The sequence below is a fragment of the Guptibacillus algicola genome (genome assembly GCF_020171805.1).
Classification (GTDB): domain Bacteria; phylum Bacillota; class Bacilli; order Bacillales; family Guptibacillaceae; genus Guptibacillus; species Guptibacillus algicola.
The window spans coordinates 440811-461685 of record NZ_JAIVAF010000003.1 but is presented as its reverse complement, the minus strand read 5'-3'; the positions used below and the strand labels follow the sequence as shown (position 1 = coordinate 461685).

At 42.2% G+C, this 20875-nt stretch carries 18 protein-coding genes and 1 pseudogene; 5 read left to right on the top strand and 14 right to left on the bottom strand.

Annotation, left to right across the window (positions count from 1 at the left end):
• Positions 1–3: 3 nt before the first annotated feature.
• The 3 genes from LCM09_RS09945 to LCM09_RS09935 are packed head-to-tail and all read left to right on the top strand — an operon-like array spanning position 4 to position 2473.
• Positions 4–1170, top strand: a complete 1167-nt coding sequence (locus LCM09_RS09945) for a Ger(x)C family spore germination protein (protein WP_224881110.1) — start codon at positions 4–6, stop codon at positions 1168–1170.
• Positions 1167–2270 carry a GerAB/ArcD/ProY family transporter gene (locus tag LCM09_RS09940; RefSeq protein ID WP_224881108.1) on the top strand — a complete coding sequence of 368 codons (1104 nt, stop codon included), beginning with the start codon at positions 1167–1169 and terminating at the stop codon, positions 2268–2270. The genes LCM09_RS09945 and LCM09_RS09940 overlap by 4 nt, the downstream gene beginning before the upstream one ends.
• Positions 2267–2473 carry a hypothetical protein gene (locus tag LCM09_RS09935; protein WP_224881107.1) on the top strand — a complete coding sequence of 69 codons (207 nt, stop codon included), beginning with the start codon at positions 2267–2269 and terminating at the stop codon, positions 2471–2473. The genes LCM09_RS09940 and LCM09_RS09935 overlap by 4 nt, the downstream gene beginning before the upstream one ends.
• Positions 2474–2531: 58 nt before the next feature.
• Here LCM09_RS09935 and LCM09_RS09930 read toward each other — a convergent pair.
• Positions 2532–2954, bottom strand: a pseudogene (locus LCM09_RS09930) (peroxiredoxin-like family protein); the annotation flags it as partial.
• Positions 2955–3281: 327 nt separating this feature from the next.
• Here LCM09_RS09930 and LCM09_RS09925 point away from each other — a divergent pair.
• The gene (locus LCM09_RS09925) at positions 3282–3701 is read left to right on the top strand and encodes a VOC family protein (protein ID WP_224881103.1); all 420 of its coding nucleotides are present in this window, start codon (positions 3282–3284) and stop codon (positions 3699–3701) included.
• Positions 3702–3747: 46 nt separating this feature from the next.
• Here the strand turns inward: LCM09_RS09925 and LCM09_RS09920 are convergent, their stop codons facing one another.
• The 11 genes from LCM09_RS09920 to LCM09_RS09870 form a co-directional block, all read right to left on the bottom strand.
• Positions 3748–5382, bottom strand: a complete 1635-nt coding sequence (locus tag LCM09_RS09920) for an alpha-glucosidase (protein WP_224881101.1) — start codon at positions 5380–5382, stop codon at positions 3748–3750.
• Between the two features lies 1 nt (position 5383).
• Entirely contained in the window at positions 5384–6235 is an 852-nt protein-coding gene (locus tag LCM09_RS09915; protein ID WP_224881099.1) for an alpha/beta fold hydrolase, read from the bottom strand.
• A 144-nt stretch (positions 6236–6379) separates the two neighbouring features.
• Complete coding sequence (locus LCM09_RS09910; protein ID WP_224881098.1) at positions 6380–8347, bottom strand: phospholipase D-like domain-containing protein; 1968 nt, start codon at positions 8345–8347, stop codon at positions 6380–6382.
• A gap of 315 nt (positions 8348–8662) precedes the next feature.
• Positions 8663–9010 carry a DUF4260 domain-containing protein gene (locus tag LCM09_RS09905; RefSeq protein ID WP_224881096.1) on the bottom strand — a complete coding sequence of 116 codons (348 nt, stop codon included), beginning with the start codon at positions 9008–9010 and terminating at the stop codon, positions 8663–8665.
• Positions 9007–9408 carry a hypothetical protein gene (locus LCM09_RS09900; protein WP_224881094.1) on the bottom strand — a complete coding sequence of 134 codons (402 nt, stop codon included), beginning with the start codon at positions 9406–9408 and terminating at the stop codon, positions 9007–9009. Before LCM09_RS09900 ends, LCM09_RS09905 begins: the two co-directional genes overlap by 4 nt.
• Positions 9405–10145, bottom strand: a complete 741-nt coding sequence (locus LCM09_RS09895) for an ABC transporter permease (protein WP_224881092.1) — start codon at positions 10143–10145, stop codon at positions 9405–9407. The genes LCM09_RS09900 and LCM09_RS09895 overlap by 4 nt, the downstream gene beginning before the upstream one ends.
• Positions 10142–11050, bottom strand: coding sequence for an ABC transporter ATP-binding protein (locus LCM09_RS09890; protein WP_224881090.1), 909 nt, complete (start codon positions 11048–11050; stop codon positions 10142–10144). Before LCM09_RS09890 ends, LCM09_RS09895 begins: the two co-directional genes overlap by 4 nt.
• Before the next feature lie 368 nt (positions 11051–11418).
• Complete coding sequence (locus tag LCM09_RS09885; protein WP_224881089.1) at positions 11419–12564, bottom strand: mannitol-1-phosphate 5-dehydrogenase; 1146 nt, start codon at positions 12562–12564, stop codon at positions 11419–11421.
• 2 nt (positions 12565–12566) lie between these two features.
• Positions 12567–13004 (bottom strand): PTS mannitol transporter subunit IIA, encoded by a 438-nt coding sequence (locus LCM09_RS09880; protein ID WP_224881087.1) that lies wholly within the window; start codon positions 13002–13004, stop codon positions 12567–12569.
• Positions 13004–15118, bottom strand: a complete 2115-nt coding sequence (locus LCM09_RS09875; protein WP_224881086.1) for a BglG family transcription antiterminator — start codon at positions 15116–15118, stop codon at positions 13004–13006. Before LCM09_RS09875 ends, LCM09_RS09880 begins: the two co-directional genes overlap by 1 nt.
• Positions 15119–15141: 23 nt before the next feature.
• Positions 15142–16905: a PTS mannitol transporter subunit IIBC gene (locus LCM09_RS09870; protein ID WP_224881085.1), complete on the bottom strand. Its 1764-nt coding sequence runs from the start codon at positions 16903–16905 to the stop codon at positions 15142–15144.
• Between the two features lie 288 nt (positions 16906–17193).
• On the opposite strand from LCM09_RS09870, the gene LCM09_RS09865 reads away from it, so the two are divergent.
• On the top strand, positions 17194–18765 hold the full coding sequence (locus tag LCM09_RS09865) for a catalase (RefSeq protein WP_224881083.1): 1572 nt from the start codon (positions 17194–17196) through the stop codon (positions 18763–18765).
• Between the two features lie 241 nt (positions 18766–19006).
• Here LCM09_RS09865 and LCM09_RS09860 read toward each other — a convergent pair whose 3' ends face one another.
• Together LCM09_RS09860 and murB are read right to left on the bottom strand one after the other, a co-directional pair.
• Entirely contained in the window at positions 19007–19504 is a 498-nt protein-coding gene (locus LCM09_RS09860; protein ID WP_224881081.1) for a GNAT family N-acetyltransferase, read from the bottom strand.
• 271 nt (positions 19505–19775) lie between these two features.
• Complete coding sequence (gene murB, locus LCM09_RS09855; protein ID WP_224881079.1) at positions 19776–20711, bottom strand: UDP-N-acetylmuramate dehydrogenase; 936 nt, start codon at positions 20709–20711, stop codon at positions 19776–19778.
• Between the last annotated feature and the right edge of the window lie 164 nt (positions 20712–20875).

Here is a 20875-nt window from a genome sequence, read left to right as displayed (position 1 = left end):
AACATGAGAAAAATTAGTGCTCTTCTCCCTCTTTTTCTCATCCTCCTCCTTTCCGGATGCTGGGATCAGGGTGATATCTCAGAACTTGTTATCGTGGACATGATAGGGATCGAGAAAGATAAAAACACAGATGAGTTCGTTATTTACCTTCAGATTGTAAACCCTACATCTTTTGCTACTCAAGAAAAAAGGATCGATTCAAGTCCCGTCTATACGTTTGTTAGTAAACACAAATCATTGAAAGCTGCAGTAGACAAAGCAAGCCTTCAAGTTCCACGACACTTGTTCTTTGCAAAAACAAACTTTCTCCTGTTATCTAGTGACCTAGAAATTTCTGATATGGAAGAGATCTTTAACTTTCTTGACCGTAATAGTGAAACGAGAGCACCAATCCAAACAGCGGTCTCCCTTCAACCTCTTTCAGAAACAATGTTTCGGTTAACAAAGATTAATATTCTTCCAGGGCAATGGCTTTTCGAGAACCTACAGGCCTCGAAGCGGCATTTCTCAGCCACTGTTTTGAAATATAGGGTGAGAGATAACGTTGAAAAATACTATCGTGACGGTAATCTATTATTTCCTGCAGTCGTTTTCTTAGATGATAACGCACAAACGACTGATTTCTTAAATGAAGTTGACACGAGTAGCGGGCATGCACAGTTTGTTGGTGGGGTCGCTTATCAAAAAAATGCCGAACCTGTCTTACTTTCAGAGGAGGAAATGGCCCTGTATAACCTGTTGAAGAATCAATTGAATCAGTTACCTTTGACCGTATCGAAAGATGAAGAAGTAGCGCATTTTTTAGATATCAACAGATGTAAAAGTAAGAAAAAAACAATAGGAGAAAATCCGTATCGGTTTGGATTCAGGATTACATGTAAAGCGGACTTCTTAAACAGTAAGGTGACTGATACGTTAACGTTAAAAGCGATCGAGGAGATGGAAAGTGAAGCGAACAAAAGCCTTGAGGCAAAGCTCAGTGAATTGACTGATAAGCTTCAAGAAGAAGAGCTAGACCTATTAGGACTATTTTCAAGGTACCCGTCGATGAGTAAAATGGAAAAACGCTCAGCTTTTAAGAATGCTACTCTTACTTATGATGTCAAGATCACAGTAAATGATGTCGGGAACATCATTGATTCATATAGCGACGAGGAGGAACAGGAATGAAGGATTCTAGCTACAATCATTTAACGACGTGGCAATTCTTCTTGCTCGCAACGAACTATTTGATTGGACCTACGTATTTCGTTCAAATGAACGGACTGATCAGTGCAACAAAACAATGGTCGTGGGTCCCGCCACTTCTCGCTTTCATCATGAGCCTTGGAGTCCTTTGGCTATGGTTACACCTTCTAAAACGACATCCTGGCAAAGACCTAGCAGAAATTACGGTTGGCCTTCTTGGTCAAAAATTAGGATTTGTTATCTCTCTGATCTTCATCTATTTCTTTATCTTGATTGCTTCTCTTGCTACAAGAAACGTCGGTGATGTGATCACAACTGTTGCTATGGACTATACACCAACTGTGGTGTTTAATCTCCTTACAATTACAGTCGCTATTTATTTATTGTCAAAGGGATTACGCACATTAGGGCGGTCCGTGGAAATTTTAACACCTTTTATTTTCATCACTTTCTGGGGATCGCTTTTGCTCATTATCGGAGAATGGGACACAGATCGAATCGTACCTTTACCTGGCTCATTCGATATGCAGGCAATCGGAAGTATGACGATCGCTTTCTTTAGCTTTCCATACCTTGAATTCCTTCCGATTCTTTTGCTGATTCCTCTCACAAGAAACGCCAAAAGAACGAGACAGAGCGTTTATTTAGCAAGTATCGTTACAACGATATCAACGGTTGGTGTCGTTTTCCTTCTCTTAGGAACGATTGGGGATACACGCATTTCGAACTTAACGTATCCCACTATGGCAGCCGCACAAGAAATTAGTCTATTTCGAACGATTGAAAACCTTGATGTGTTTGTATCGTCTATCTTGATAACGACAGTACTCATCAAAGTCTCGATCTTACTTTACGCAGCTTTTATCTTTATAAAATGCGTATTCCGTTTTCCTTACAGAATTCCGATTCTTTTCGTACTTCTTTTTATGACAACTGCTTTTTCAATGGGAGCTCACGCAAACATCGTGGAAAACATTGAATACGCTAAAACACTTGTACCGATCTATTCCGTCATCCTTGGCATACTATTGCCATTACTACTGCTCATTATGTCGTACGTAAGAAAAGGTGTTCAGTTATGAATATGTTCACGTTTCTACCATTTCTTATCTTTCTTATCATCACTGTCATCTACCTCATCGTTAAGAAAGACAGAGCTAACCTAATCAAATTTCTATTGATGTCACTTGTAACAGGGTGGATCTGGTGGACGTGGTCCATGGATAAGTTGATTGATCCGCTCTACCCAGTAAAGCTACTTGCAAAAGGACTTCAAAACCTTTGAGAATAAATCATAAAATAACCCCTGGCATATGTACCAGGGGTAGCAATTGAGAGACTATCTAAACCTCTATTAAAACTGTATCAATTTTCGCATGATCTTCAGGCGACGAATCAACATGGTGATAGATCAGCTTGCCGTTTTCGGAATAGACGTATGTTCCACCTTGGATATACACGTCTGCTTTTTTCATCGAAGTTAGAACAACCTTCTTCTGCCGTTCATCCTTCGGGATAAAGTTTTTCACCTTTCCAATCACGAAGCCGATTGCAGCTTGTGATAACAGCTTCCATTTCGGTGATGTTTTATGTCCAAGCTCATAATACGCTTCCTTATTGGGATCTCCTAAAATAGGGAATGGAAACGGTCCAAATGCTTCTATAAATTTGCTTATGAATGCTGCGTTCGACGGTGCGATTGCATACACGGTAACGCCTTTATCATGAAACTCATCAATTCGCTCACGCAACTGCGTGAGATATTCTCGGCAGACCGGTCAACCGAGGTGACGAACGAAGACGACCATAGTCGTGTTTTTCTCTTCGATCATCTCATCAAAAGACATGACATTGTTAGTTTGTGTTTCGAACGATACGTCCACTCTACATTCCTCCAATCTCACTTATTGTATCGATGTTCTCGTCTGGTTATCAAGGAAATAGAACTCCACTCCCTCCATACATTCTATATATTGGTCCTTATGTGACTATCTAGAACTGACCTTGAATCTTCAAGCTCTTTTTTATTTTCACGAAACTTTTTGTTAGAGTCAGTCGTAAATAAGCCAATTCCATCACTAAGGAGGACAAAGATGTTTCGAGTAGGCGGTATTTTCATTCCTGTAACAGATTTGGACAAATCGATCGAATGGTACGAGGATAACCTCGGTGTGACGAAGATTGACAGCTGGGATGGTGGTGTTGGATTCTATTTTCCAAACGACGATACACAGCTAGCCTTAATTCAAGTGGATGAGTCGCAGCCCTCTGAATTTACGGTTAGTCCCAATTCGAAGAACGGATATTTCAATTTCCTAGTCGATGATATTGAAGAAGCTTATCAGAAATTAAACGCGAGTGGTGTCGTCACATCCGAAATCGAAGAGTTCGGTGGCATGAAGGTGTTTGACTTCTTCGATTTAGATGGCAATCCGTTTAGCGTTGTGAATGAGGTGAAGGACTCGCCTTATCATCGTGAAGAAGTACGAAAAGCACAGAGCAAAGCGTTCTAATTTAAAAAGCGCCCTACATCGGGCGCTCCTTCTTCAAAACTCAACCTCAAATTTCATAAATCCTGGCTTCATGAGGTCTAAGAGAGGTATTCTTCAACACGTCTTTCCCCGACACGTCATTGTAATTCGCTAGGAGCAGACGCTCGTTACTTTCATCGATGGATACATCGATATCAAAGATCGTATGATCGTCACTGCAGTTTAAGATAATGAGCCAACGTGTGCCTTCAAACTGCCTCGTATACACATAGAGCTTTTCTTGACCCTTCGATAAATCTGTATAATCACCATAAATCATAACGGGATGCTCTTTCCGGAGTGCAATTAAGTCCTTATAGTAATTAAAAATTGAGTCTTCTTCAGATAGTTCACGCTTTACGTTGATCATTTTATAGTTCGGATTTACATTGATCCATGGTTCGCCTTCTGTAAAACCAGCCTGCTCGGTTTCATCCCATTGAACCGGTGTTCTAGAGTTGTCGCGACTTAAAGGCAATAAACTTTCGAACACTTGTACAGGATTGCGACCTTTCTCCACTTCTTCTCTATACTTGTTTTTCATGGCGATATCATTATAGTCTTCGATCGTATCGAACCGAACCCCGGTCATCCCGATCTCTTCACCTTGAAATACGTATGGAATACCAGGAAGAGTATGAATCATCGTCGCAAGAAGCTTTGACGATTCTTTTCGGTAACGGTTGTCATTTCCGTATCTCGATACCTGACGTGTGTGGTCATGGTTATTCAAAAACTGTGAATTCCATCCTTTTCCGTAGAATGCTTTATGCCACTTCTCCTGAATCTCTTTGTACCGCACCATGTCCCACGAAGGCATATCATCTGCGACTTCAAAATGAAAGAGCGTTTTTAACTCATTCCTATCTTCTGCTACGTACTTCAACCCTTCTTCAGGCGTAACAAATGGGATTTCGCCTACGGTTAAGATATCGTAATGGCGAAGGACCTTTTCGTTCATTTCTTTCAGATACTCATGTATTCCAGGGTTGTTTGCTAGATAATCGGTATACTCCGGATTCTCCGCATTCGGAAAGCCATCGATCTTAGCTAGTAAGTTGATGACGTCCATTCGAAACCCATCGATCCCCTTATCGAGCCAGAAGCGCATCATCTCATAAATCGCCTCACGCACTTCTTCGTTCTCCCAGTTCAGATCTGGTTGCTCGACTGCAAAGGAATGGAAGTAATACTGCCCAGTTCCCACGTCGTACTCCCATGTGGATGGGGTGAAATAAGAACGCCAATTGTTTGGTTCACTTCCATTCACCGGATCTCTCCATATGTACCAATCTCTCTTTGGATGATCAATCGATGATTTCGACTCCAGAAACCACTCGTGTTGGTCAGATGTATGGTTCACCACAAGGTCCAATATGACTTTTAGTCCCCGTTTATGTGCTTCATCTAACAGTTCTTCGAAATCCTCCATCGTGCCTGCCTTTTCCATGACCGAGTAATAATCAGAGATATCATAGCCGTTATCGCGATCTGGGGACTCATAAAACGGATTGAGCCAAACGACGTTCACACCAAGTTTTTCTATATAATCTAGCTTCTCGATCACTCCTCGTAAATCGCCAACTCCATCTCCACTACTATCATAGAAGCTGCGCCAGTATACCTGATACACGACCGCTTCTTTCCACCATGTTCGTTCCAAATTAGTTCCCCTCCTTGATGACGTTCCAATTCTGCTCAATGATACTAAGTATGTAATCGGGTTGATCCCAATGAAGCATATGCGTACTTTCAGGAATATCTTTTACGATCCCAATTGTTTTTTCTTCAAAAATTCCAGCCATCCTTCTTCTTTCTTGTTCCCTATTACTAGGGAGAGTAGCCCTTAATAATAGGATATCGGAAGGTAGCTCATGATAGATATCAACAATATCATGTTTATGCATCGCTTTTACGATACTGCTTCCCGTATAACCCCTTGCATGCCAGTAAAATCTGCCGTCTTTCTTCAATACTAAATCTTCCGCTGCGCGATCTAAAGCAGCAGACCTTCTTGATACGGAACCGTATACAGCCTGCTCTTTAAACTCTTCCCACGTCTCAACGTAGTCTTCAAAATCCACTTCATAAAAAGCGGCTTCTTCGTCCATCGATTGCTTAGACTCACGCTTACTTTGATACCCGCCATCAAGCAAAATCGAACCTAATACCTTTTCCCTATAATTCTTCACATAAAAAAGCGCAACGAAACTTCCCCACGAATGGGATAGGAAATAAAATCTCTCGATGTGTAGAGTATCAATCACCTTATCTAACCACTCTACCATTTCTGGCATCTCGTAGTCCTCTTCTCGATCGAAGGGATCAGTTTGCCCGTGACCTGGTGCATCCACTGCGAATATGTGGAAATCGTTCTTTAATCCTTCTGCTATTTCGATAAAACTTAAGCTCGTGCTCCCAAGTCCGTGTAAACAAAACACGACTGGGTTACCGCTCTCTCCCCACTCCGTAACTCGAACATCTTTGCCGCCTATCTTTATGCAATAACGATTCACGTGCTTCTCCCCCAACTCAGTACCTTCACATATTCTATCCATTATTGTAACAGACTGACAATTCGTAACGGGACTTTGCTTTTTCAAATCCAAACAAAAAGAGCACGGAATCATTTCAATTCCATGCTCTCATCATATTGGTAATTAGTTTACCGTTCCACCTGCTTGAATATAACGCGCGTTGAACTCTTGTACAAATTGATTCGTAATCGCATCATCATGAATGATCAGCATGTTTTCGTCGTTCACGTCGTTACCGTTTGTACTCCAGTTAGTTGAACCGACAATGACTGTTGGATCACTGTTTGTTTCAGCATCCACAAGCATCGTTTTACTATGAAGCTTACGTGCTTCAGCATCCTTGTACACAGGAGCTGCATTAGCCCAGCGGATGTTCGGGTTATTTTGACTTCCAGTTACGGTACGTCCTGTCATTTCGATACTTGCAGACCACCACTGGTTCCAGAAGTCACTTGAGAATACGCCTTTCACATCAAAGCCAGTAAGTGTTCCCTGCTGGTCCTGGTAAGAACCTTCCCACTTATACTTCAACTCATCTACAAGAGCTTGATCACTCCATGCGAAGATTGTGAAATATGTGTTTAGGTCAGCTTCTGTTTTCACAAGTTCAGCCATGCGACCGACCGCATCGTCCCCAGCGGAGAAGTAAACTTCAACCGTTTTACCGCCGATTGTCACTTGATGCGGTGTGTTATCCGTTTTACGAGAGCCAAAGTTTGAATCAGAAGTGCTAGGTGAAAGTGTGCTTGTTCCCCACATTTCGTTAAATTCAGTTTCGTAGATTGAAGACAATTCTGAAGAATTCACTTCCACAACATGCTGCTGGTTACCATCAAGTACACCGTTCGCCATGTTTTCTTCAGAGCCATAGAGACCCGTCACTGTGAAATTCCAGCTTCCAGTAAATACCCATTTGTCATCGACTAGTGCAAATTTATTGTGCATTTGATCGGCTGGAGAATAATACGTACCATCTGTTTGTTGCTCTGCTTCTACAAATAAATAGCCAGTCATCTCAGTGTTCCCAACCATGATCGTGCGCTGTGGGAAATCATCAGGTGAAGAAGGTAGGTTATGATCTGCACGTAGCGCTGTATCTTCAACTGCTAGCATCGGAGAATCAGAGAATACGTGAATATCGTCAGCCGTTCCGACTACCATATCTTTTCCGCGAACCATTTCCTCAACATAGAGTCTCATCGTCTTAAAACGGTCTACATAATGAGGGTCCGTTGCGTCTTTAGAGTCCGCGATCACTCGTACGTCAACACCTTCAGAAGCTTTTTGGATTAAAGCATCAACGACTTTTGGTAGATTGATCTCATATGTAGCAAAATCAATGCTTGTTGTCGCAGCGTTAATACGCTTCAGGAGACGATCTTCGAGATTTACATTGTAGTTTGCTTCGTTACCCGGATCAGCATATTGGTCCATTGCACATTTATTGAAATAAACGTTGATTGCGTCAGGTGCTTCAGAAACTTGATTCAGGTGCTCAGTCGTATCCGTACAAGCCCCGCCAGATCCACTACCGGATCCGCTTGTGCTAGATGAAGATGGTGTTCCTTTTCCTTCACTGTAAGAACCAGTCGATGTTACCCAGTTAGAAGCATCCGTTCCAGCTACTCCTGGATCTTGGCGTTCCATCGTCGCCTTCGTATCGTTGTCACCAGCGTGCCAGGCGTCAACGTTGTCGATCAAGACCCCGCTATCATCGCGAAGTTCCATGTTTTCGCCAGAGTTGCTTAGTGCTCCACTGTAAATATGATCAGCCGTAACGCCAGAAATCGTATTATCATCTGTTCGTTCAAGTATGTAATACCCATCCGCTGGAATACTGCCAGTCAAATTGATTGAAGGACTGCCGTCTGTTGAGTTTAGCGTCCAACCGTCTAGTGAGATAGCGCTACCAGTATTGTTGTAAAGCTCGATCCACTCATCATTGTAATCAACTGTCGTGCCCATCCATGCTACTTCATTGACAACAACGTCCCCATTCGTTGCTGCATGAACCTCATTTGGCGTCATCGATGGGGTAATAACAGTTAGTACCATACTGATAGACGCTACGATCATTCCCAATTTCTTCATCGTGTTTTCCTCCCTGAGATGTCCTTTATGTAACTCTTTCCACACTATCCTACAATTTTCGACGAATTTTTAATATACTTTTAATGAAAATATTTTGTAAATTTTTAATTTACATACTATGCACTAGTTCTAAGAGCCCAGACAATAGTAAAGCGCTTACATTTTTGCCAGTAAGCGCTTCGTTTTGTTGATTCTGTACCCTCAAGTAACCAGCATTTAATTAAAACTCGTAAATAATCATTTTAAGAGATATAACGCTTAGCAAGTAATGCAAAAAGACTGCCGATCCATTCTCGACAGCCATACCCAACACACCTACACCTTCTGTAAATGCGTAACCTTAAAATCCTCTGTAGACTTCAATCCATAACCAATCATTCTGTCCATTCCAATATGTGCGGTCCAGATCAGTCCTATAGCTACTAAAAGAGTTTGTTCTCCTATTAAACTAAATAGAAGTATAGTTAATGGTAGACTATATGTGTGTAAAACGTTATAGGCATATGAACCTACTTTTGTTCCGAACATATATCCAAACATCGCGACATCAGGAGCGAATAGTAACAACAGGAATAGCCACCAGCTCACATTCATTTCAGAATAAAAATAGATAGACAGGATCAATACTACGAATCCTTCTACGTGTAAAAAGAGTTTCGTCAATTAGGGATCACCTCAGAATGAAAAGCTGATGGAACGTCGTAACAAACCTTAACGCTACACAGCACTTTCGTTTTACTATCATACGTAAGAACTTCTTTTGTTTGCTCTTTACTATATTCTTTCATAGCTTCAGAGGTTTGGAGAGTAATCGTATAATCAAACGTTTCAGCCCTACTCTTACTCTCTTTAGCCTCTTGGACAAGCTCCAAAAACTCTTCCGCTCCTAATACTGCAAGCGTTTCTTCTTTTTGTTTCACGATTACCTGATCCATCACACCGAATTCTGTACCGAACATTTGGTTATACGCTACTTCTATATTGGACCTTAGAGGTGAAGGATCTGCACACCCTGTTATGATTAGTAGAAGTACTAAAAGCCCTAACATTAATCGAATCACTTGCCACTCCACCGGAAAAATCGTGAAGCAAGCGCAGTAGAAACCACTGAAATACCTAGCAGCACACCTACTTCAAGTCCATAGTCCGTGATCGGTCCGATATTCCATGTTCCTCGGAGCAATTCCACCACATAGTAAAGCGGTAGTACTTTTGCGACATTTTGTAGAATGGTTGGCATGAATTCAAGGGGAAATGCAGCGCCAGATAGGAATAGCATAAGATTTAAGCAAAGAGAACTTATCGCTGCAGCTGCCTGTGTATTTTTGGCTAGTGACGTTAGGAACAAAGCAAATGGAAAGAAAGCAAGTATACTGACTAACAATGCAAGCAATGTGCTACCAATATAAGCAGGTAGAGTCAGGTCGTACATCAACATACCAAACACCATGAGCAGCAAAGCAGAAATGACAAAGATAACGGACCCTTGGAACGTATGTGCAGCTAAGATCATCCATGAGCGAATCGGCGTGGATTGGTATCTCCTTAGAACACCAGTCTCACGATATCCTGTTAAGACTGTCCCAAGTGTAAAGAACGAGATCGTCACGATGTTTACACCGATCCAGGAAGGAACAAACATCTCTGCAAAAGAGAGACCACTCACATTGCTATCTCCAAACATGGAGCCGAACAGCCAAATCATGATGATTGGAAAAAGAAATGTCCAGAACACACTGAGTCGATCTCGAAAGAACATTTTCGTCTCTAAGCTTGCAAGCTTCACCATCGCAGTCATGCTGTTTCCTCCTTTTCAAGAAAGTGAACAAATAAATCATCGAGTGATCCCTTTTCAAACCTAAAGTTCTTAATTAAGATGTTATTGTCATAGCAATATTTAAAAATATAGTACGCAGTCGTCTGCTGGTCTTCACTCAGCACTTTATACGATTGGTTTTCAACTTCTACGCTCACAACGTTCGGCAGGGAGATGAGGAAATCATATTCAAGCTCGTCGGTATCGAATGCAAGGTAATGCACAGGAATTTGATTCAAAAGCTCTTGTGTTGTATCTAACGCTCTTAACTGCCCGCTATAGATCATCGCAACGCGGTCACAAAGCTTCTCGGCTTCTTCCATGTAGTGTGTGGTCACTACGATCGTACACCCTTGTTCTTTCAACGTACTGATCAATCCCCAAAGTTCTCGTCTAGCGTGAGGATCAAGTCCCATACTTGGTTCATCGAGGAAAAGAATTTCAGGCTTATGAAGTGTCGCGAGCGCGAGCGTCACACGCTGTTTCCAACCACCAGACAAGTCATCAAACATCACATTCATCTTTTCCTCAAGTCCTAAAAGCTCAATGAGATGATCTTTCTGAGTAGTCGGGTAAAAAGATGCAAACAAATCGATTGCTTCTTTCACCTTCATCTTCTTCTGAATTGCTGTCGCTTGGAACTGAACACCTATTCTCTTATTCAATTCACGTAGTTGTTTATGTGGCGTTAATCCAAGCACAGAAACCTCCCCGCTATCAGGCTTTCGAATCCCTTCAAGCATCTCGATCGTAGTGGTTTTTCCTGCGCCGTTAGGACCGATGATGCCAAAGACTTCTCCCTTTCTTACCGACAAGGAAATGTCTTTCACTGCCTGCACGTTTCCGTATGATTTCGATACATGCTGAACCCTGATTACTTCTTCCATTAACAAATCCCCCCACCTCTTAATTTCACGTCCAAACGCTGTCCTGTTGATTGATATGATAGTCTTCAACTTCTAATACGTTAATCCTTCACAATAGTTTCAAAACCATTGAAATATCCAGGAAGATAACCTTGCGGGGGATATGAGGGGCGAATTGTGGGTGTAATTTCCGTCCGCACGAGCTTCCTGGTGGGGTTTATCAGCGATATTCAGCATATATCAGCGATAGTTTGATTTTATCAGCGAAATCAAACTATATATCGGCGAAAAGGCCCGTTTTATCAGCGATCCTTCGTTTTTATCAGCGAAACCGTGAGGACACCATAAAAAACTGCCGAGAAAAAATCTCGGCAGCTCTATTAACACGTTTATTTCACTTCATCATACTTCTTTTTGATGAGCTCAAAAAGTTGCGAGCCTTCTTCAACACCAGTGAAGGTTGTGATTGCTTTAGAAAGTCCTTCGTTTTGGATGACTTCTTGAATTTGGACTGCTTCTTCGTCTTCTTTTGGATCGAATCGAAGTGCTGCTGCGATTCCTTTTGCTAGGAACGTTGGCTCTTTTTCTACTTTCATCAACTGACTTGCAGGTCCTGTCAGACGATCTTTTGGACCGACCTTACGGATTGGAGCACGCCCAACTCGTGTGACTTCGTCTACAAGGTGAGGATTCAGAAATCTTGCAAGAATCTTCTCGATGTACGTACCATGTACTTCCGGATCAAAGCTATATTTATGCTGAAGCAATGCTCCCGTTTCTTCTAAAGCACTCTTAACATCTTTGTAGATGCTGTCATTCTCAAGTGCGTCTTTAATCGTTTCTGCACCTGCAAGATAACCAAGATATGCAGTCATCGCATGACCAGTGTTAACCGTAAATAGCTTTCGCTCAATATAAGGAGCGAGGTCTTCAACGTAGGTGATCCCTTTGATCTCGGGTACGTCCCCTACCATCATCGTCTTGTCGACAGCCCACTCATAAAACGGTTCAACCGCAACGGTCAGCGGATCTTCATGAGTTTGGTTCGGCACGATTCGGTCGACCGCTGCATCCGGAAAACCAGCATATTCTGAAAGAGAAGGACGCTGACTTTCATCCATTTGCTCTTCGATCGCTTCCTTTAACATCGTACTTCCACCGATCATGTTCTCACATGCGATGATATTAACGGGCGCATTTCCAGACTCGATACGTTTCTCGATTCCCTCTTTAATGCTGCTTGAGATGAGCTTTAGAACTGTAGGTCCTACCGCTGTTGTGATAAGATCAGCTTCAGCAATCGCATCGACTACACCCTGTGGATTCGCTTTACTGTTGATTCCTCTAACCTTATCTACTACGATTTCCTCGCGCTCTTGTCCAAGAATTTCAACGGTGTACTGCTTTTGTTGATTCAGTGCATCGATTACCGTTTCATTGATATCTACGAAACACACATCATATCCGGATTGTGATAATAGCTTACCGATGAAACCTCTTCCGATATTTCCAGCTCCAAAATGAACAGCTAGCATAATTAATTCACCTCATTAAACATAGAGATAAACGTTTCTTTATCTTCTGCTTGAATGAGCTTCTCCACGTTCTCTTCTTCTGAGCAAACGATTGCGATTTGAGATAGAATTTCAAGGTGCTCGTTATCTTTTCCAGCAATCCCGATGATGAGCTTCGCAATATTTCCATCGCCAAAGTCAACGCCTTCACGGAGTTGAACGATTGATAGACCCGAATGGTTTACTGCTTTCTTCGCATCCTCTGTTCCGTGAGGGATCGCTACATAGTTCCCCATGTACGTCGTTGTGATTTTTTCACGTTCAAACATTTGATCAACGTAGCTTTCTTCAACGTACCCTTTGTTTACGAGGATCTCCCCTGCAAGACGAATGGCATCTTCCTTTGTTGCTGCTTTCTCGTTTAATACAATGTTTTCTTTAGATAGAATGTCGTTAGCCATTAGTATATCTCTCCCTTTATACTTAGTTTTTCAATAATGAAACCTCTTAGTTTTTCTGCTAAAAAAACTAGGATTCTCTCTTCGTTTTCTTCTTCAAACAATGTCATCGTTTCATTTGTCTCGATGATGACAGTGCTTATGAAACTCATAATCTCAATTTGTTCAGTCGTAGCATCTTCAGGTGCGAGCTGAAGCAAAATCGTATCTATATCGATTTCTTCCCCATCCATCGCTTTACGCTTCACAGGTTTCTGCAATCGGATCATGGAAAACGTCGGTTTATGAATGTCATGCGTACGTGTATGAAACAACGCAAGTGACGATCCTGGAATTCCAACGCCCCCTACTTCCTCTCGCTTTAAAAGTGCTTCTGTGACTGCTTTCGCACGTGTCATGCTAGTACCCTGTTCAAGGCGGATACATTCTTTTTCTAACAATTCTTCGATGTCTTTTTCTTGCCCTTCTGTTAGGGCGAAGTGCTTCATTATCGATGAAGCTGTTTCATTGTAAGCTGCTGATCTAGTAAACCAGTCTACTGCCTGATGTCCAGATTCAAAGCCGCTTTCCTTTTCTTTCAGCGCAATTCTCCTATGCGTAACGGTTGATTTTTGAAGAGCTGCTCGAATACCTTTTGCTTCTTTTTCAGATAGAAATGGGCTCACTTCAATATAGTTTTTGTCGATGTCAGGCAACGGAATCGTTGACACGATAAGATCGAAAGCATGAATATCTTCTCTTTCTAACTCAAACAGCGACACGCTCTTTACATCATCGATCTCATGAAATTCTTGCTTCAGCCGTGTTGCGAGCATTTTAGAAGTTCCAATTCCGCTTGAGCAAACGGCAAGAATGTGTAGGTCGTTCTTTTTGTTCGAACTTTCCAGGGCTGAACCGAAGTGAAGAACAAGAAACCCAACTTCTTCATCCGGAATCGTTATACCTGTAAAGACTTTTTCAACTGCTTCAGAGATCATGTTGAAAAGGTCAGGATAATCTCCCTTTATCTTTGTTAACAGCGGATTGTGAATGCTCATTTTCTGATTGAGACGATGAGTAGCTGGACCTAAATGAGTGACGAGGCCTTGGAACAAAGAATCGTTCGACTCGAGATTAACATCAATCCTGTCACTAACTTCTCTAATCAATTGTCTCGCCTTCACTGTGATCGGGTAATTCGATTCCTCAAGATAATAACTACTTGAGCTTCGAAGCTTTGCGCCTCGTAAGTGCATAGTGATATAGCCAACCTCAGCTTCTGGAATCGGGATAGAGAAATAGTCTTCCATTCGCTTGCTGATCGCTTCGGCTGAATGAAACTCTTTTGTCTCTTTTAAAGAAGTGAGATATGCACCTTCCATTTGAATCTTCTCACCTTGTTCAATTCGTTCGACCGCGAGTGTTAAGTGGACGATAAGTCCGATATAAGCACTATCCGCCATCATGTATGGAAGGTTATTGTTCACTTCCTGAACGATTGCTTCGACCTGATGAAGCTTCTCACGATCGACGAGGCCAAGGAGTTGATCTGAAGCAGACTCCATCACATCTCCTTTTGACTTCTTTTGAATCGATTGCTTCAATAATGTAAAGAAATCAGAATCATTGTACTCTGTTGCAAGGAGGGAACTAATCGCGTGCCTCTTCAAGGCTTCTGCACCTTCGACCTGTACGCCGTAGCCTCGCCTTCTGATTAATGAAAGCTGCATACTCTCGAGCCACTCTTCCACCCTGTTTAAATCGTTGCTGATCGTTGCTACTGTCACCCTCAGGTCATTCGCTAACCCGACGAGTTTGATCGGCTCATGTGATTCTAACAACTTACATAGAATCAATGTTTCACGCTCATTTTGCGTGTATTCTGTAATGTCTAAGTTGTACAAATACCGCTTGAGTTCATCACGCTTCGATGGATGTCCATCGAATTGGACACCCACCCCCGCTTTTTTTATTAGCTTTAAATCGTAGCCATTCACAACATCCTCAAGGCCTGCTAGATCTCTGTGTACGGTTCGTTCACTTACCTCGAGTCGCTGTGCGATTTCTTTTACTGTGAAAAAATCGTCCGTTTCAAGCAATAGTTGCAAAATGCTTCTTTCCCTTGCAGAGATAAACATGCCATGTCACCTCTATCCTTCTATTAGCGATTCTGTAAGGTGCTAACAAGTTCGTCGTATTTCGGACTGTTCATGAAGTTCTGAACAGAAATGTGTTCAGCATCTGGACGCTTCGCTTTCGCACGATCAGTTAAATCCTTGTGCGTTACGATTAGATCAGCGTCGTGAGGAAGATTATTGATAGAAGTATTTGAAACATCGATCTCTTCAAGACCTGCTTTCTTAAACTTGTTTCGAAGAACAGATGCGCCCATCGCACTTGACCCCATTCCAGCATCACATGCAAACACGACTTTCTTAATGTCCTTTTGAATCGACTCTTCACTGTCCTTCGTGCTATCAGCTGCTTCCTCCTGCTTATCGCCAAGATCACTTACAAGCTCATCGTATTTCGGGCTGTTCATGAAGTTCGTCACTGAAATATGATGCGCGTTTGGAAGCTTCGCTTTTGCACGATCTGTTAAATCTTTATGCGTTACAACAAGGTCTGCATCATTCGGTAGATTGCTAATCGACGTATTGATGACTTCGATATGTTCGAGACCTGCTTTTTTGAATTTATTCTTCAGTACGGACGCACCCATTGCACTAGAACCCATACCTGCGTCACATGCAAACACAACTTTCTTAATGTCTTTGTAGTTAACAGTAGCTTCAGAAGTCGTTTCTTCTTTCGCGCCTAATGATGATCTAACGCTACTCTTCTTCCCTTTCATTGCTTCCATTTTCTCTGCAGCTTCTTCTAGTTCTTCACCAGAGTCATTTGATCTCTTAAGGATAAAGGATGCGACTAGGAACGATACGAGTGTGGCAACAACTACACCTGCAATCACACCAAGGTACCCTCCACGAGGTGTCATAATCATAAGTGCAAAGATACTACCAGGTGAAGGCGGTGCGATCAGCCCAGCATTTAGAATACCGAATGTGAATACGCCACTCATTCCACCAAGGATAACCGCGATTAGTAGTGCAGGCTTCATCAAGATGTAAGGGAAGTAAATTTCATGAATCCCACCAAAGAAGTGGATGATTGCAGCACCTGGTGCTGATTGCTTTGCTGAACCTTTTCCTGCTACCCAGAATGCTAGAAGAATTCCAAGACCAGGTCCAGGGTTTGATTCTAGTAAGAACAGGATTGATTTCCCTGCGTTTGCTGCCTGCTCAATCCCAAGCGGGCTTAAAATTCCGTGGTTGATCGCATTGTTTAGGAACAATACTTTTGCAGGTTCAATCAGAATACTTGCAAGTGGCAATAGTCCAGCAGCTACGATTACTTCTACACCTGCTGCAAGTGCCTTATTCAGGCCTAGTACGACAGGTCCAATCGCTAGTGAACCGATAACCGTCAACAAACCACCAATAATACCAGCCGAGAAGTTGTTAACAAGCATTTCAAAACCAGATTTAATTTTTCCTTTAATCGCTTCATCAAATTTCTTAATCGCAAAACCACCAAGTGGTCCCATTGCCATTGCACCAAGGAACATCGGAATATCCGCTCCGACGATCACACCCATCGTCGCCGTTGCTCCGACTACTCCTCCTCGTCCGCCATAGACAATTTTACCGCCAGTGTAACCAATTAAGAGTGGCAATAAGTAAGTGATCATTGGCCCCACAAGTGAAGCTAACTGTTCATTTGGAATCCAACCATCTGGTATAAATAGTGCAGTAATAAGTCCCCAGGCAATAAATGCGCCGATATTCGGCATGATCATGCCACTTAAATAGCTACCAAACCGTTGAACCTTCACTTTGAAGCCGGATTTTTCTTGATCGCTCATGTGTCGTTCCTCCTGTTCTCCCGCAGGCATCGAGAGTGACTTGTTGACATCATTTATTAAAATCTGTCGCTAACTCGGTCACTACCTTGCTGTCGGAAATGTTTTCTTTGTTAATTCCAATAGTAAAGCCGAAAGAAAGCGTTCGCAATCTTTTCCAAATTCAAATTCGTCAGGAGACTTGTTGACATTATTAAATAGCGGCACCAAACAACCAATAAATTCTACTATAAGGTGAATATGAAAGATGGAGTTGGAGATAACTGAATCCTGTAGTTAAGGAGGGATTCGATGGACGAAAAGAAGAGAAATGCTAATGAGCGCAATCAGGATGATACGTTAACAAACCAGCAGGGGCACCCTGTAACGAACAACCAGAATGTTCGTACTGTAGGAAATCGTGGCCCTACTACTCTTGAGAACTATGATTTTCTTGAGAAAATCAGTCATTTCGATCGGGAACGAACACCTGAACGTGTCGTCCATGCGCGCGGTGCTGGAGCTCATGGATACTTTGAATCGTACGGAACGGTGGGAGATGAACCGATCTCTACGTATACCCGTGCTAAGGTGTTTACGGAAACGGGTAAGAAAACCCCAGTATTTGTTCGATTTTCAACGGTTGTTCACGGGACACATTCACCAGAAACGTTACGTGATCCAAGAGGGTTCGCTGTAAAGTTTTATACAGAAGACGGCAACTGGGATCTCGTTGGAAATAACTTAAAAGTATTCTTTATTCGGGATCCACTAAAGTTCCCAGATATGGTGCATTCCTTCAAGCCAGATCCTGTCACAAACATTCAAGATATGGAGAGAATGTTCGATTTTCTTTGTCAGTCACCAGAATCGATGCATATGGTAACATTCTTATTTTCTCCATGGGGCATTCCGGCGGGCTACCGTCACATGCAAGGATCTGGGGTTCATGCGTACAAATGGGTGAACAAAGAAGGAAAAGCTGTTCTTGTGAAATATCACTGGGAGCCTGTTCAAGGAATCCGAAACCTCTCTCAAGATGAAGCCGACCATATACAGTCGATGAACTTTAATCATGCGACAGCTGACTTGTATAAGGCGATAGAAGACGGGGACTATCCTGAATGGGAACTCTATGTTCAAATCATGGAAGACGGTGAACACCCTGAGCTTGATTTTGATCCACTCGATCCAACAAAGCTTTGGTATAAAGAGGACTTCCCTTGGTATAAGGTAGGCAAAATGACGCTTAATAAAAACCCGGAAAATTATTTTGCGGAAGTTGAACAAGCCGCTTTTGGTACAGGAGTGTTAGTTGATGGACTCGACTTCTCTGATGATAAGCTTCTTCAAGGTAGAACCTATTCTTACTCAGATACACAGCGTTACCGTGTAGGATCGAACTACTTGCAACTCCCGATCAACAAGCCTACGAAGCACGTTGCAACGAACCAGAGCGCAGGACAAATGGATTACAGAACGGATTATGGGAAAGATGAGAATCCTCATATCAACTATGAGCCTTCCTTAATCGGTGGGTTGAACGAAGCAAAGAATCCTGGTGTCGAACATGAACCTTACGTTGAAGGGAACTTATCGAGGAAGAGTATTCCTCGAGAAAACAACTATGGTCAAGCAGGAGAAACGTATCGAAGACTTAATGAATTCGAGCAAGAGGAGCTTATATCAAACCTCGTAGCTGCGCTACTAGACTGCAGAGAAGAGATTCAGGATTGTATGCTCGAACACCTTACTCAGTGTGATAAGGAGTACGGTGAACGAGTGATGAACGGACTGAAAGAAGCGAAGGAGTCTATTGGTTCCGTGTTAGATGATGCTGTATGTGAAGCGGAAGATAAGAGTCACCCTTCAGATCCTTATTAAGGTGGAGATACTGGAAGTATCGTATAAAAAAGCAGAACTTCTAATCATAGAAGTTCTGCTCAAGCTGTCGAGAAAAATCTCGACAGCTTTTTCGATTTTACCTTTAATAGTTATATAGAATACTTCGCAATTGTGCGAGTGAGATAATTTCAATTTTATCTATAAACGGACGAATTCATTAATATATACTTCTCTCCCTGTTACGTTGTGTGTCACACCAAGTTTAGTCCCTCATCACAAGTTACAGCAGTTTCGACATATAGTATTCATCGACATACTCACCATCAATAAGCAATGAATGCCGCTTTAATCCTTCAACCTCAAAGCCGAATTTCTTGTATAGGGCAAGGCCACCTTCGTTAGGTGTTGCGACAGTTAGCTCAATTCTATGTATGCTTCTCTCATTTGCCCATTCTTCTAATGTGCTAAACAGTGCTGTTCCAACTCCAGTTCCTCGATACTTTTCTAGTACACCGATCACGAGGTAAACTGCGTGTTGTTTCTTTTTCGCATCAGACCCAATAGCAACTAGATAGCCTACTAGTTCATCGTCCTGTTGTGCTACATATATCGTGGAGGTTTCACTTTTCAACATTGACTGAAGCTTCTTCTTTTCTTGTTCAACATCGTATTTTCTCTCATCCGCTTCGAAAAGCATATACTGTGATTCTGCATCTACTGTATTTCTTAGTGATGAGAACGCTTCTGCATCTGCAACTTGAATTTCTCTAATCTTCATATTCTCCTACTCCTTCAACAAATTTATTTGATCTCACACGAAACGTTCCAATTTATCCCGAACCACTCTTTGTCTACCTTCGCTTCTCCATTTGCTTGCAGCTTTCGATCGCTGATCGCATACTTAGGTTATTTGTAACCAACCCAAAGGTAAGAACAAGAAGACAGAGGATTCCGATGGGTAAAGCTATTTTTCTTCTCACACTCTTTCCCCCACGTTTTTAATAAGAAAAAAAGGGATGAAGCCCATCATCCCTTTTTGCAAAGCTATTCTATTGCTCTGAATCTTTTTTCTTCAAAGGCTCACCGATCACTCTTACTTCACGTTCTAAGTCCACCGAAAACTTTTCTTTTACAGTGTTTTGCACGTGATGGATCACATCGAGATAGTCGGTCGCTGTTGCGTTGTCGATGTTGACGATAAACCCAGCGTGCTTCTTAGAAACTTCCGCTCCACCGATTCGTGTTCCTTGCAAACCAGAATCTTGAATAAGTTTCCCTGCAAATAATCCTGGTGGGCGCTTAAACACACTACCGCAAGATGGGTATTCAAGTGGCTGTTTGCTTTCACGCTTAAACGTAAGGTCATCCATAATTGCTTTGATTTCTTCGTAATTCCCTTGCTTCAATTGGAACGTTGCTTCAAGAACAAGGAAGCCTGTTTCATCAACATTGCTGTGGCGGTAAGATAAATCGAGCTCTTCCGCTTTACGACGAACGAGCTGACCGTCTTTCGTGACGCCAAGGACACTTTCGAGGCAGTCTGCAACTTCGCCACCGTACGCTCCTGCGTTCATGTACACAGCACCACCTACAGACCCGGGAATTCCACATGCGAATTCTAGTCCTGATAGATGTTGCTTCAGCGCGTATTCGGAAACTTCGATAATACGAGCGCCCGCTTCAGCCACAACCGTATCACCAGTTCGTTCAATTTTATCAAGTGTTGAAATATTCAACACGATTCCTCGGATTCCGCCATCCTGAATGATGACATTCGATCCTTTTCCGAGAATCGTTAACGGTAGATCGTGCTCGTTCGCATACTCCACCACTGCTCTAGCATCTTCCGCACCACTAGGAAAAACAAAAACATCTGCTTTTCCACCCATCTGTGTGTACGTATGCACATTCAGTGGTTCATTCAATCTGACATCTGCTGTTGGCAAACTATTTCTCAGGTCGTTAAACACACGTTGATTATCCATTACTTACCTCACTTATGAACATGTTCGATTGCAAATTGATCGCTCGAACCTTTTATTTTTATTATAGTTATCTTCAAAACTGTTCGTGTCTAAAATCTTCATTATTTCGGCACATCACATTCTTTTATAAGAAACAGCTTTACACAATCATTTATTTTACCATT